Here is a 14,423-nt window from a genome sequence, read left to right as displayed (position 1 = left end):
TTTGATGCACTGAACACCGCATAACCGGAGTTTACCGTCTGATTCGCGGCATGTGATCTTCGTATGTCGCCCAAGGAGTTTTCGTGAGCGATATTGCCGTCGAGGCCCTCGACACCCAAACCGCCCTGGAAGCGCCGTCGCGCACCGCGATCGCGCTGGTAACTTTGGCGTTGGCCGTCGGCAGCTTCGGTATCGGCACGGGTGAATTCGTCATCATGGGACTTCTGCCGAATGTAGCCGACACCTTTGGCGTGACAACCCCGGAAGCGGGCCATGTCATCAGCGCCTATGCGCTCGGCGTCGTCGTCGGTGCGCCCATCATTGCCGTGCTTGCCGCCAAGATGGCGCGACGCACGCTGCTCCTTTTGATGATGGCGATCTTTGCTGCCGGTAATATTTCCAGCGCCTTTGCGCCGACCTTCGAAAGCTTCACGGCGCTTCGCTTCATCACCGGCCTGCCGCATGGCGCCTATTTCGGCGTCGCTGCACTCGTTGCCGCCTCGATGGTGCCGGTGCATCGCCGCGTGCGCGCCGTCGGCCAGGTCATGCTTGGTCTCACGATCGCGACGCTGATCGGCACGCCGATCGCCACCTTCCTGGGACAGCTTCTGAATTGGCGCGCGGCCTTCACGATGGTCGGCGCCATCGGCCTCGCCACCATGCTGCTGATCGCCCTCTTCCTTCCCAAGGACAGGGTCGAGGAAGGCGCCAGCATCGCCCGTGAACTCGGTGCGCTGAAGCGCATCCAGGTCTGGCTTTCGCTCGGCGTCGCTGCCGTCGGCTTCGGCGGCATGTTCTCGATCTTCAGCTATGTCGCAACGACGACGACCGATGTTGCCGGACTCGGTTCCGCCATGGTGCCGGTTGTGCTGGCTCTCTTCGGCATCGGCATGAATGTCGGCAACATCGTCGGTTCGCGCCTTGGCGATATCTCGATCAAGGGCACGATCGGCGGCATGATGATCTTCAACATCGTCATCATGACGCTCTTCTCGCTGACGGCGGCTAACCCGATCATGCTCTGCATATGCGTCTTCCTGATCGGCTGCGGCTTTGCAGCGTGCCCGGCCGTGCAGACGCGGCTGATGGATGTGGCCGCGGATGCACAGACGCTGGCCGCCGCCTCCAATCATTCCGCCTTCAACATCGCCAATGCGCTCGGCGCCTGGCTGGGTGGGCTGGTGATCTCCTGGGGTTTCACGGCGGCTGCGACCGGCTATGTCGGCGCGGTGCTTTCCGTCGCGGGCCTCGCAGTCTTCGCCGTTTCAGTTGGCCTGGAGCGCCGTACCGGGCGCGCATGACATGCCAGAGGCGCCCAGCTGCTGGCGCCCGTCATGGCAAAATACATTCTCCTCACCCCACACGGCCATCGCCTTGATGATCGGCCCCAAGCTGGCGCCAAGCGGCGTCAGCGCATACTCGACGCGAGGCGGCACCACCGGAAAGACGGTGCGTGACAGCAGCCCGGATTCTTCCAGTTCGCGCAGTTGCTTGGTCAGCATGCGCTGCGTCACCGATGGCAGCTTGCGGCGGATTTCATTGAAGCGCAGCGTTCCTTCCATCAGGTGAAACAGGATCACGCCCTTCCATTTTCCGTCGAGCACACTCAGCGTCGCCTCGACCGGGCAACCTGGAAAATTTCCGACGAGCTTGGAGCGGGGAACCGACATCGACAGTATCCTTTTTGTACCTACGTACAGAAATTGTGCATTCTTGCGCCTTTTAAGGATAATGCGCATCTAGCCTCTGTGCAACCAACCCAGGAGCTTCTCCCATGCGCGCAGTCGCCTATAAGCAACCACAACCCATTTCCGCAGAGACATCGCTGATCGACATCGAACTGCCGACGCCCGAGGCAAAGGGCCATGACCTGCTGGTCGAGGTGAAGGCGGTTTCGGTCAATCCGGTCGATATCAAGGTCCGCGCCAACGTTGCCCCGCCCGAGGGGGAATACAAGATCATTGGCTGGGATGCGGCGGGCATCGTCAGGGCGGTTGGACCCGACGTCACCATGTTCAAGCCGGGAGACGAAGTCTTCTATGCGGGTGCCATCAATCGCGACGGTTCGAATGCCGAATTCCATCTCGTCGATGAGCGCATCGTCGGCGCCAAGCCCAAGAGCCTCGATTTTCCGGCGGCTGCCGCACTGCCGCTGACCTCGATCACCGCCTATGAGGTGCTGTTCGACCGGCTGAAGGTGCAGGATCCGGTTCCCGGCACGGCCAATACCATTCTCATCATCGGCGGGGCTGGCGGCGTCGGATCGATCGCCATCCAGATCGCCCGCGCGCTGACCGATCTCACCATCATCGCGACAGCATCCCGCCCGGAAACGCAGGCCTGGGTGAAGGAATTGGGCGCCCACTACGTCATCGATCATTCGAAGCCGCTTGCGCCACAGATCGAGGCGCTCGGCATCGGCGCCCCCGCCTTCGTCTTCTCGACGACCAACACCTTGGATCACATCGCCTCGATCGCGGAGGCCATCGCGCCCCAGGGCCGATTCGCCCTTATCGACGATCCGAAAACGCTCGATGTCGTGCCCTTCAAGTGGAAGGCGATATCGATCCATTGGGAGATGATGTTCACCCGCCCCCTCTACAACACGGCCGACATGATCGAGCAGCACAAGCTGTTGACGAAGATCGCCGAACTGGTGGATGCCGGCAAGATCAGGTCGACGCTGACCGAGACCGCGGGCACGATCAACGCCGCCAATCTCAAGAAGGCGCATGCCCTCGTCGAGACCGGCAAGATGAAGGGCAAGGTCGTTCTGGCCGGCTTCTGAGCGACCAATATTCGCGACAGATCAGGCCGGGCGAATATCGTCCGGCCGCATTGTTTTAACGCATTGGCACTAGGTTTTGTTGCATCGCAAAAATTTGCAGCCGCCTAAACAAATTTTTATCGCAGGATCGAGCGTTTAGGCAGGTCCGCCTCTTGACTTTTGATGCCTTCGGCGCGACTTCTCCGCACGTGGGGAACAGCGTTTTCCATACCGATTAACCGGAGCCATCTTTCGATGCCTAGCGACAGTAGTAGTCGATTGCCTTTGCCGTCAGTAGCATTCGTGCACTAACCGACTCCTGTCGGCTCGCCACGATCCGCTGCGACGGCGGATCGACCGGAAAGGCGAGCTATAATGAACATCAACAGCTTTCCAGCGCGGGCCGGCAATGCCGCTCGTGCATTCATCAATAATAATCGCGCCGTTACCATCGCGGAACGCGTCGAGGCTCTGAACGCAACAGAGGTGGCAGAGGCTGCTCGCATTCTCGCCAAAATGCCGGAAGAGCGCGCCGTGCGCATTCTCGACCGGCCGGAACTGCGCAACGCCCCCGCCATTCTCGAAGTCATGGGCAATGCGGATGCCGCCCGCCTGCTGCATGGCATGTCAAACGACCGCGTCGCCGACGTGCTGCTCGAAATGGATGTCGACGCGCGCGTCCGTCTCTTCGCAACGTTCGACGAGCATGCAAGGCAGGCGATTCAGAGCCTGATGGGCTATCCGCCGCGCACGGCCGGCGGCATCATGACGACGGAATTCGTCAGCGTTTTCGCGAGCTGGACCGTGGCCCAGACGCTCGATCACGTTCGCCAGGTCGAGCGCTCTCGCGAAACCGTCTATGCGATCTATGTGCTCGATGACGAAACGCACGTGCTGCTGCATGTCGTGACGCTGCGTCGCCTCATCACCGGTGAGCCGGATGCCTGCATCCTGACCGTGGCCCAGAAGGGCGTGCCCGTCACGGCACCGCCGCTGATGAAGCAGGAGGACGTCGCCCGCCTGATCCGCCGCCACGATCTGCTGGCGCTTCCTGTTGTCGACGACAAGGGCCACATGCTCGGCATCGTCACGGTCGACGACGTCATCGACACGATGATCGCCGATACCACCGAGGACGCCCAGAAGTTCGGCGGTATGGAAGCCCTCGGCCAGCCCTATATGAAGATCAGCTTTGCGGGCATGATCCAGAAGCGCGCCGGCTGGCTTGCAGCCCTCTTCCTCGGCGAAATGCTGACCGCAAGCGCCATGCAGCATTTCGAAGGAGAGCTGGAGAAGGCTGTCGTGCTGACGCTCTTCATCCCGCTGATCATGAGCTCGGGCGGCAATTCCGGCTCGCAGGCGACATCGCTCATCATCCGGGCGCTGGCGCTCGGCGAACTCAAGCTCTCGGACTGGTGGCGCGTGGCCTTCCGGGAGTTGCCGACGGGCATCGTGCTCGGCGCGATCCTCGGCCTTGTCGGCTTTGCCCGCATCGTGCTCTGGCAGAACATCGGCCTCTTCGATTATGGCCCGCACTGGCAGCTGGTCGCCCTTACGGTTTTCGCTGCCCTCATCGGCATCGTCACCTTCGGCTCGCTCGCCGGCTCGATGCTGCCATTCGTCTTGCAGAAACTGCGGCTCGACCCAGCCAGCGCCTCGGCACCTTTCGTCGCGACGCTGGTCGATGTCACCGGCTTGGTGATCTATTTCTCGGTCGCGCTGCTGATCCTCAGTGGAACGATGCTCTGAGGACAACAAACCTCTCACGACAAAGGGGCCGGCAACGGCCCCTTTTCATTTTCATTCAGGCTCTGGCAGTTTCAGAGCACCATTGGTTTTGATGGTGCGGATGGCGAAGTTCGAACGCAGATCCACCACGCCGGGAAGAACAAGCAGCTTTTCCGACATCACCTTTTCATAAGCCGCAAGATCCTCCACTACGACTTCAGCCAGGAAATCGGCCGTGCCCGAAATTAGATGACAGGCGACGACTTCCGGAATGGCGAGCAATGCTGCCTGCTGCGTCTCGGAATTCTCCTTTGAATGATGACCGACCTTGAGTTCCACGAAGACCGTGAGGCCGAGGCCGGCCTGCTTGCGGTCGATATCCGCGCGGTAGCCGCGCAAGAGCCCGGATTTTTCCAGATTTCGGATGCGCCTGAGGCAGGGAGACGGCGAGAGATTTACGCGCTCGGCAATCTCGACATTGGTGGCGCGCGCATCCTCCTGCAGGCAGTTGAGGATCGCAATATCGAATTTATCCAGTTTTGGCATTTCCGGGAAACTCAATCATAAATTTTGGCAGATCATTGCTCGTAACACAATTTTAGAGCCATAACTAGCAAGGACATGCCTCGGGCTTCGGCGCTATCTTCTCTTCATTCGAAAGATAACCGGATCGTTGGAAAGGATATGTCGATGACCGCTTTGTCTCTCTCCACCCGCAAGGCAACCCCCACCATGGTCGGCTATGCAGGTGCCATCGTGACCGTCTTGATCTGGGCAAACTGGATTCTTGCCACCCGTCATACAGCCGAAACGCAGATGGGCACCATCGATCTCGGCCTGATCCGCTACGGCGTGCCGGCCTTGGTACTGGCTCCCGTCTGGTGGCGGACAGGCCTGCTGCCGAAGGGCGTGCCTTTGAAGCTGCTGGCGCTGATGGTCTGCGGCTCCGGCGCCCTCTTCTTCCAGCTCACCACCTTCGCCATCCAGTTCACGCCGGCATCGTCGGCCGGCATTCTGCTCGGCGGCTCCATGCCGCTGGCAGCCGCCCTGATCGGCATGGTTTTGTTCCGCGAACGGCTCGACATCACGCGCTGGCTCGGTCTTGGCGGCATCGTCGCCGGCGTCGTCATCCTGCTTGTCCGCAGCCTCTATGGCGTGCAGATTTCCTGGGAGGGCTTTACGCTGCTGCCGCTTGCCGCCCTGCTCTGGGCAACCTATACCCACGCCTTCCGCCGCTCCGGGCTGAGCGCCGTGCAATCCAGCGCCATCATCGCCGTCTGGTCGTTCCTGATCCATGTCGCACTGGCCGCCATCTTCGGCAGCTCGCTTGCCTCGGTGCCGCTACCGGAAATCGGTCTGCAGGTTGTCAGCCAAGGGCTGCTGTCAGGTCTTGCTGCCACGCTTGCCTATGGTCTTGCCGTCCAGGCTCTCGGTGGCACGCAGGCCGCAGCCTTCACCGCAATTACGCCGGTTCTCGCCACTATCGGCGGCGGCTTTCTGCTCGGCGAGGAAATCGGAATGGCCGGCATTGCAGCCGCAATCGTGACCGGCGTCGGCGTTGCCCTTTCCACAGGCCTGCTCGCCCGGAAGGCCGTCCAGCATTAAATCGCATCTTGCGGAGATATGGAGCGGTTCAGCGAAGTGCTGAGCCGCTCTTTCTATTTGCCCTGAAATTCATGGAGCCAGGATCAAAATCGAAGCGCCATGGCCACGCGTCTGGCCGGATCGGCGCCGTGGGCCAATTCATTCTCCAGGATCTGCGTGAGAGCGGTCGGCCTTTCTCCAGCATCGAGGATTTGAAATCCTACGGACGCATAGAATGGCGCGTTGAAAGCCACCTGCCGGTCCGTCGTCAAAGTGACGCCAGCGGCCCCTTGCGTTCTCGCCGCCGCAATCGCAGCTTCCATCAGCCGCCGTCCGACGCCCTGCTTCTGCCGGCGCCTGACGACATCGACTTCGGCGATGTGAACCGAGCCATCTTTCATAACGCCGGCCAGAAAACCGAATGGCTGATCTTCATCGTCGACGGCGACGAACAGCAAGCCTTCCGCAAGGGATTGCTCCAACACGTCAAGCGGCAGCGACGTCGGCTCACAGGCGATCGCGCCGGTCTCATGCAGAGCCCAAAAGGCATCGATCTCGATGGCAGCGAGGAGATGCAGTTCGTCTGCCCTGGCCGAACGGATCGTCCAGGCGCCTTGTTCGATCTCCGTCATTGCATCTCACATATTCGGATAGACCGGTCCTTCACCACCCTGCGGGGGAACCCAGTTGATGTTCTGGTTCGGGTCCTTGATGTCGCAGGTCTTGCAGTGGACGCAGTTCTGGGCGTTGATGACGAAGGTTTCCTTGCCGTCTTTTTCGACCCATTCATAGACGCCGGCCGGACAGTAGCGCGTCGACGGACCGGCGAAGACATCATGCTCCGACGACACCTGCAACGCCATGTCCCTGACCTGCAAGTGCACCGGCTGATCTTCCTCGTGGTTGGTGTTCGACAGGAAGACCGAGGAGAGACGGTCGAAGGTCAGGACGCCATCCGGCTTCGGATAGTCGATCTTCTGGTGCTGGGCGGCAGGCTCCAGCGAGGCGGCATCCGTCTTGCCATGCTTCAGCGTGCCGAAGAAGGAGAAGCCGAACAGCTGGTTCGTCCACATGTCGAGGCCGCCGAGCGTTACGCCGACCGCCGTGCCGAACTTCGACCACAGCGGCTTGACGTTCCGGACGCGCTTCAGGTCCTTGCCGATATCCGAAGAGCGCCATTCGTTCTCGATCTCGATCACTTCGTCATTGCCGCGACCGGCCGCGATCGCCGCGGCGATCCTGTCGGCCGCCAGCATGCCCGACAGCACCGCATTGTGGCTGCCCTTGATGCGGGGAACGTTGACGAAGCCGGCCGAGCATCCAATCAGGGCGCCGCCCGGGAAGGTCAGCTTCGGCACCGACTGATATCCGCCTTCGGTGATGGCGCGCGCGCCATAGGAAATGCGCTTGCCACCCTCGAAGGTGCCGCGGATCGCCGGATGCGTCTTGAAGCGCTGGAATTCCTCGAAGGGATAGAGATAGGGGTTCTTGTAGTTCAGGTGCACGACGAAGCCGACGGCGACGAGATTGTCCTCCAGATGATAGAGGAACGAGCCGCCACCGGTCTTCATGCCGAGCGGCCAGCCGAAGGAGTGCTGCACGAGGCCTTGTTTGTGGTTCTCCGGCTTAACCTCCCAGAGCTCCTTGATGCCGATGCCGAACTTCGGCACGTCGCTATTCCGCGCAAGATCGAACTTGGCGATGAGCTGCTTGGCGAGCGAGCCGCGCACGCCTTCGCCGATCAGCACATATTTGCCTAAGAGCGCCATACCGCGCGTATAGTTCGGGCCGGGTTCGCCATTCTTCTCGATGCCCATATCGCCGGTGGCGACGCCGATGACGGCGCCCTCGTCAGTATAGAGCACTTCGGTCGCGGCAAAGCCGGGGTAAATTTCGACACCGAGGGCTTCAGCCTTTTCGGCCAGCCAGCGACAGACGTTGCCGAGCGAGACGATATAGTTGCCGTGATTGTTCATCAGCGGCGGCATCAGGAAATTCGGCAGGCGGACGGAGCCGGCGGGGCCTAGGAACAGGAAGTGATCCGATGTCACCTCGGTCTTGAAGGGATGCCCCTCCTCCTCGCGCCAACCCGGCAGCAGCCGGTCGATGCCGATCGGGTCGACGACGGCGCCCGACAGGATATGCGCGCCGACTTCGGCTCCCTTCTCGAGCACGACGACGGTCAGATCCGGATTGATCTGCTTCAGCCGGATCGCCGCCGACAGGCCCGCTGGACCTGCGCCGACAATCACAACGTCGAATTCCATGCTCTCGCGTTCCGGCAGCTCGCTGGCGTCAGTCATTCATCTTCTCCGCTTGGCCGGCGTCCGATGATCTCGGACCACGGCCTCATCCCCTTTGGGCGTCTTCCCCATTTCGGTTATCTCTTGTCAAAATGGGAGGGAATTGTCGAGCCGGGAAGCGACAGGCAATCCCCCAATTCGCCCAACACGTAAAACAAGTTAAATTACTCTTACGTTAACGTCAATATTCCGCTGGTATTTGCGACCACCTGCAAAGTGCGCCTTCCATAGTCCTCCGATGGCTCTATAAATGCCGATCAGACAATCCGAATAGCATGAAGGGTGATCAAGATGGATCTTGGTATTGGCGGAAAGCGCGCGCTGGTGCTCGCGTCGTCGAAGGGGCTGGGCCATGGCATCGCGGTAGCGCTGGCGCGCGAAGGCGCGAATGTCTTGCTCTGTGGCCGAAGTGGAGACAGGCTCGAGAACAATTGCAAGGCCATCAATGCTGAAGGCAAGGGTCGGGCAGACTGGATCTGGGCCGACCTCAATGATGAGAACTTCGTGGATGTCGTCACCAAGGCAGCCATAGAGAAGCTGGGCGGCATCGATATCCTCGTCAACAACAGCGGCGGGCCGACTCCGGGGACGACTGAGGATATGACTGCCGACCGGCTGGAGACCTATTTCATCTCGATGGTGTCGCGGATCATCACCCTGACCAATGCGCTCTTGCCAGGTATGAAGGCACAAGGCTGGGGACGTATTCTCACCGTCGCCTCCTCCGGCGTCATCGAGCCCATTCCCAATCTCGCGCTTTCCAACACGCTACGCCCGGCGCTTGCCGGCTGGAGCAAGACGCTGGCCAGCGAAGTGGCCGCGCATGGCGTCACGGTCAACATGCTGCTGCCGGGCAGCATTGCGACCGACCGGTTGGCGGAGCTCGATACCGCGACGGCCAAGCGCGGAGGCAGAAGCCTGAAAGATGTCAGCGCCGAACGCCAGCAGCGCATCCCGGCCGGCCGCTACGGACGCGTCGAGGAGTTCGCCGCTACGGCAGCATTCCTCTGCAGCCAACCGGCAAGCTACGTCACGGGCACCATGGTTCGCTGCGATGGGGGAGCTGCTCGCTCACTTTGAGGCTGCCACCGGCGAACAGAGTGCAGGCCCTTGCAATAGGGCCTGACAACACAATTCCGTGAGCGGCGCGACGCTTCTTTACACGCTGCAGCACGTCTCCAGAGTATAAATGCTGCCTAAGGCTGTTTTTCCAGCCGAATATTACGCAATGGCAATCAAAAAATAGTCATTTGATTATTTGCTGCACTGCACAAACAGAACCTGTTCCAAAGCTTTCCAAGCTTTAATTTTTCGCCCTCCGGAACTGTGATAAATTGCACGGCAACAGCGTTCATGAATTCGCGTAAAAAGGGACAGAATTACCGAACGTTAGCGGCGACGGCGATGTGATGAACTGCGGCGAAGCGCGTCTTTGTTGTGCGGCGCGGCAGATACACTTCACCGTCACCGCGCTTCCTGCAACAAGCCCCGACCGGTTCTTTAAATATGAAAAAACTTTGGCTTCCCCTCGGCCTTCTTGTCGTCGCAGCCCTTGCAGCATGGAGCTATCGCGACCGTATTCCTTTCCTTTCCGCCTTTGTCGATCAAGCCTCCGCAGAAACCAAAGATGCCGGAAAGGCGGCAGGCAAACACAAGGCGCTGTCTTCCGTCGTCAAGACGGCCGCGGTTGAGAAGAGAACTCTGCCGAACGATATTACAGCAACAGGCTCGGCTGTTGCGCAGAATACGACGACCATCGCCGCGCAGGAATCCGGCATCATTACATCGATCGAAGCGCAGGACGGCGTGATGGTGAAGGCTGGCGACCTGATCGCCAAGCTCGATGCGCGAACCGCGCAGGCCGCCGTCGACAAGGACCAGGCGACCATCATCAAGGATCAGGCGACGCTCGTTGCGGCGGAAGCCGCGCTCACCCGAGCCAAGAGCCTGCTCAACAATGCCGGAACGCAGCAGACCGTCGATCAGGCCGTGGCGGCCCGCGATACCGCGGCTGCCGATGTCAATGCCGACAAGGCCCAACTCGCATCCGACCAGGTTCTCCTGGAAAACACTGAGATCCGCGCCCCTTATGACGGGCGCCTCGGCAATGTCGTTCCTAGCCCCGGCGCCTATGTGACGCCGGGCACTGCCATCGTGACCATCACGCAATACAATCCGATCTACGTGCAATTCCACATGCAGGAGAATCAGCTGCGGGAATTGGAGGAAGCGATGAAGGCCGGCACGGTGCCGGTCAGCACCGTGCCGAATTCGAGCAAGGGCAAATCCCGCCAGGGCGCAGTCAGCTTCTTCGATAATTCCGTGGATACCGCCTCCGGCACCATCCTCGTCAAGGCAAAGTTCGACAATGCCAACGGCGCGATCTGGCCCGGCAGATCGGTCAACGTCGTCGTTCATCTGACCGACAACGAGCCGGTGATCGTCGCTCCGACGGTTGCGATCAGCCCCGGTCCGGATGGTTTCTATGCCTATGTCGTCAAGGACAACAAGGTTCATTTGACGCCCGTCACCGTGGAACGGCAGAACGGCAGCTTCACCGCAGTCGCCAAGGGGCTTTCTGAAGGCGATCATGTCGTCACTGAAGGACAGGTGCAGCTGATCGACGGACAGACGGTCGTCGAGCAGTTCAATGACGAAAAGCCTGAGAAGGTGGCCGCCGCCAACGATCAGTCGAGCCAGAAGAGCGAAACGATTTCCGTTGGAGCACAGCAATGATCCCGCAATTCTGTATCCAGCGACCGGTCGCGACCACACTTCTGGCGTTGGGTGTAGTTATGGCCGGCCTCGCCGGTTATCAGCTGCTGCCCGTTGCCGCGCTGCCCCAGGTGGATTTTCCCACCATCAACGTTTCGGCCCAGCTGACCGGCGCTTCGCCGCAGACGATGGCGACCTCGGTTTCCACGCCGTTGATCAAGCAGTTCGAAACCATCCCGGGCATCAGCGAAATCTCGGCGACGAACTCGCTCGGCAATACGAGCATCGTGCTGCAGTTCGATCTCAACCGCAGCATCGACGCCGCTGCGGCCGACGTTCAGGCCGCGATCTCGAACGCGACACGTCAATTGCCCAACAATCTGACGACGCCGCCCGGCTACAGGAAGACGAATCCGGCCGACGCGCCGATCATGCTGCTTGCCGTGCAGAGCGATACGATGCCGCGCAGCAAACTCGACGAAGTTGCCGAAGACATCATTTCACCATCGCTGTCGACCCTGCCCGGTGTCGCGCAGGTCACCGTCTATGGCGCTCAGACCTACGCAGTGCGGGTCGAGGTCGATCCGGACAAGCTGCTGGCTCGCGGTATCGGTATCGACACCGTCAACTCCGCAATCGTCAGCGCCAACAGCCAGGTCCCGGTCGGAACCCTGCAAAACAGCAAGCAGAGCATGACGCTCAATGCCAACACGCAGAGGACCAATGCTGAACAGTTCAAGTCGCTGGTCATTGCAAATCCTAAGGGCGCACCGATCCACCTGAGCGATGTCGCCGACGTGCAGGACAGCGTGCAGAACACCAATGCGGGCTCCTGGTATGACGGCAAGCAGGCGATCATTCTTGCGATCCAGCGTCAACCGGATGCCAACACCGTCGACGTGGTCGATGCGATTAACGCCAAGCTGCCGCAGCTCCATGCGGAAATTCCGGCTTCGGTGCAGACGCATATCATGAACGACTCGGCACAGCCGATCCGCGATGCGATCAAGGACGTGAAATTCACCTTGATGCTGACCATCGGTCTGGTCGTGCTGGTGATCTATCTGTTCACCGGTCACGTCACGGCCACGATCATCCCCGGCCTTGCCGTGCCGTTGTCGCTGGTTTCGACCTTCGGCATGATGTATGTGCTCGGCTATAGCATCGACAACATATCATTGCTCGGCTTGACGCTCGCTGTCGGCCTTGTGGTGGATGATGCAATCGTCATGCTGGAAAACATATTGCGGCATGTCGAAGACGGCATGCCGGTGCTGCAGGCGGCGATCAAAGGCTCGGCCGAAGTCAGCTACACCATCATTTCCATGTCCATCTCGCTCATCGCTGTATTCATCCCGATCCTGCTGATGGGCGGCGTGGTCGGCCGCATCTTCAACGAGTTCGGTATGGTCGTCGCCATCGCCATCGTGTCTTCCGCGGTCGTGTCGCTCACGGTCACGCCGATGCTCAGCTCGCGTCTTTCGGCGGGCCACAGCCAGCCCCCCTATCCGGTACGCCTGTTCAATCGCGGCTTCGACTGGACGCAGCGCGGCTATGACAAGGGCGTCGCCTGGTGCCTGCGCAATCGCGGTTTCGTTCTCCTGAGCTTCCTCGGTTCGGTTGCACTCTCGGCCTATCTTTTTATGGTATTGCCGGCGAGCTTCTTTCCGACCGAGGACATCGGCCGCCTGCAGATAAGCACGCAGGCGCGCCAGGACATATCCTATCCGGCGATGCGTGACCTGCAGAACCAGGCAGCAGCACTCGTCCGGCAGAACCCCGCCGTCGACCACGTCATGTCGATCGTCGGCGGCAGCGTCCGTCAGCCGTTGAACAACGGCACCATGTTTGTCCAATTGAAACCGAAGGAGCAGCGGGCACCGCTGGACCAGACGCTACGCGAACTCCGCGCCAGCATCGGCAAGATAGCCGGCATAAAGGCCTATATTACGCCGCAGCAGAGCCTGCGCTTCGGCGGCCGTCAGACGGCCAGCCAATATCAGCTGGTCATTCAAGCCCTGAGTGCCGACCAGACCAACCTCTGGGCCGATAAGATGCTGGATGCGATGCGGCGCGATCCGCGCTTTACCGACGTTGCATCGGACGAACAGAACAACGCGCTGCAGGCAAACATCGTCGTCGACACGGAGAAAGCCGCGCAATACGGTATCAACAACAATCAGCTCCGCACGACGCTGCAAGAAGCGTTCGGTGGCTATGATGCGGCGCAGATTCAGACCACTGGCGACAGCTATGACGTGATGGTCGAATTCGACACCAGCAAGCCCTGGGATGACCAGAGACTGCAGGATATCCACGTTGCTTCGTCAAACGGCTCTCTGGTGCCGTTGTCGAACTTCGCTCATGTGCAACGCACGACTGGCCCGGTCACCATCAACCAGACGGGTCAGCTCGTGTCGACGACGGTTTCCTTCAACCTGCCGGCCGGCGAAGCGCTTGGCGATGCGACCGCGCGGATCGATCAGATCAAGAAGGACATCAACATGCCGGCGGACATTTTCACGTCCTACGGCGGTACAGCACAGATCTTCCAGCAGTCGCAGGGCAGCACGCCTTACCTGATCCTGGCTGCCGTGCTGACGATCTACGTGGTCCTTGGCGTTCTCTATGAAAGCTTCATCCATCCGCTGACCATTCTTTCCGGCCTGCCGGCTGCTGCTCTCGGCGCCCTTCTCGCCTTGAAGGTGTTCGGCTTCGACCTCTCGATCATCGCGCTCATCGGCTTGCTGATGCTGATCGGCATCGTGAAGAAGAATGCGATCATGATGATCGACGTCGCACTGGAAACGCTGCGTTCGACAACAGGCATATCGCCCGCTGAGGCCATCCATGAGGCCTGCGTGCGCCGCTTCCGCCCGATCATGATGACGACCTTCTGCGCGCTGCTCGGCGCCCTGCCGATCGCGGTCGGCGGCGGCGCGAGCTCCGAACTCCGGCAGCCGCTCGGTATCGCCGTTGTCGGCGGCCTGGTGGTCTCGCAGCTTCTCACGCTCTTCATCACACCCGTCATCTTCCTGGAGATGAATCGCCTCAACGACTTCCTTGCCCGTCTCACCAAGCGCAAGGAGGCGGACCCGCATCACAAGGATCCGCCAGCGGCCATCGCCGCCGAATAAGGTCAGCGGGCGCCAAAAGGCGCCCGTTCTTTTGCCAGTCAACCGGGTGCGGAAGCGCCGCCGGCTGACGTCGCTGCGGGCAAAAATAAAAGCATCATCCCGGCTTGAACTTGAAGCTTAGCCATGTCATGACGCGCCCTCTTTGCGACAGGGCGCGTCAGCGTCTCATAGGGGCTTGGCCCCAATCCA

Annotated in this window: 11 protein-coding genes; 7 read left to right on the top strand and 4 right to left on the bottom strand. The window is 60.5% G+C overall.

The genetic code is table 11. The features are described from left to right. Positions 1-83 precede the first annotated feature (83 nt). Positions 84-1,301 carry an MFS transporter gene (locus AC13RE_RS08970; protein ID WP_488562691.1) on the top strand — a complete coding sequence of 406 codons (1,218 nt, stop codon included), beginning with the start codon at positions 84-86 and terminating at the stop codon, positions 1,299-1,301. Here AC13RE_RS08970 and AC13RE_RS08965 read toward each other — a convergent pair. Further along, the gene (locus AC13RE_RS08965) at positions 1,266-1,670 is read right to left on the bottom strand and encodes a winged helix-turn-helix transcriptional regulator (RefSeq protein ID WP_488483737.1); all 405 of its coding nucleotides are present in this window, start codon (positions 1,668-1,670) and stop codon (positions 1,266-1,268) included. The genes AC13RE_RS08970 and AC13RE_RS08965 overlap by 36 nt on opposite strands. 104 nt (positions 1,671-1,774) lie before the next feature. On the opposite strand from AC13RE_RS08965, the gene AC13RE_RS08960 reads away from it, so the two are divergent. Next, a complete protein-coding gene (locus AC13RE_RS08960) occupies positions 1,775-2,788 on the top strand; it encodes a zinc-binding alcohol dehydrogenase family protein (protein ID WP_488562690.1) in 1,014 nt (337 codons plus the stop codon). 354 nt (positions 2,789-3,142) lie between these two features. Continuing rightward, entirely contained in the window at positions 3,143-4,516 is a 1,374-nt protein-coding gene (gene mgtE, locus AC13RE_RS08955; protein ID WP_488562689.1) for a magnesium transporter, read from the top strand. 51 nt (positions 4,517-4,567) lie between these two features. Here the strand turns inward: mgtE and AC13RE_RS08950 are convergent, their stop codons facing one another. Then, complete coding sequence (locus tag AC13RE_RS08950) at positions 4,568-5,041, bottom strand: Lrp/AsnC family transcriptional regulator (protein WP_132716165.1); 474 nt, start codon at positions 5,039-5,041, stop codon at positions 4,568-4,570. 144 nt (positions 5,042-5,185) lie between these two features. Between AC13RE_RS08950 and AC13RE_RS08945 the strand changes: the two genes are divergently transcribed. Further along, a complete protein-coding gene (locus tag AC13RE_RS08945) occupies positions 5,186-6,100 on the top strand; it encodes a DMT family transporter (RefSeq protein ID WP_488562688.1) in 915 nt (304 codons plus the stop codon). A gap of 83 nt (positions 6,101-6,183) precedes the next feature. Here AC13RE_RS08945 and AC13RE_RS08940 read toward each other — a convergent pair whose 3' ends face one another. Together AC13RE_RS08940 and AC13RE_RS08935 are read right to left on the bottom strand one after the other, a co-directional pair. Next, positions 6,184-6,711 (bottom strand): GNAT family N-acetyltransferase, encoded by a 528-nt coding sequence (locus AC13RE_RS08940; RefSeq protein ID WP_488562687.1) that lies wholly within the window; start codon positions 6,709-6,711, stop codon positions 6,184-6,186. Positions 6,712-6,717: 6 nt separating this feature from the next. After that, positions 6,718-8,382 (bottom strand): electron transfer flavoprotein-ubiquinone oxidoreductase, encoded by a 1,665-nt coding sequence (locus tag AC13RE_RS08935; RefSeq protein ID WP_488562686.1) that lies wholly within the window; start codon positions 8,380-8,382, stop codon positions 6,718-6,720. A gap of 291 nt (positions 8,383-8,673) precedes the next feature. Here AC13RE_RS08935 and AC13RE_RS08930 point away from each other — a divergent pair, with 291 nt between their 5' ends. The 3 genes from AC13RE_RS08930 to AC13RE_RS08920 all read left to right on the top strand — a co-directional run bounded on the left by AC13RE_RS08930 (position 8,674) and on the right by AC13RE_RS08920 (position 14,234). Continuing rightward, entirely contained in the window at positions 8,674-9,462 is a 789-nt protein-coding gene (locus AC13RE_RS08930) for an SDR family oxidoreductase (protein ID WP_488562685.1), read from the top strand. Positions 9,463-9,888: 426 nt separating this feature from the next. After that, positions 9,889-11,118, top strand: coding sequence for an efflux RND transporter periplasmic adaptor subunit (locus tag AC13RE_RS08925; RefSeq protein ID WP_488483535.1), 1,230 nt, complete (start codon positions 9,889-9,891; stop codon positions 11,116-11,118). After that, positions 11,115-14,234: an efflux RND transporter permease subunit gene (locus AC13RE_RS08920; RefSeq protein ID WP_132716159.1), complete on the top strand. Its 3,120-nt coding sequence runs from the start codon at positions 11,115-11,117 to the stop codon at positions 14,232-14,234. The genes AC13RE_RS08925 and AC13RE_RS08920 overlap by 4 nt, the downstream gene beginning before the upstream one ends. Positions 14,235-14,423 lie beyond the last annotated feature (189 nt).

This window comes from Martinezella sp. CNPSo 3959 (assembly GCF_057784355.1).
The sequence above is the reverse complement of the archived record's forward strand: the minus strand, read 5'-3'. Positions and strand labels throughout refer to the sequence as shown.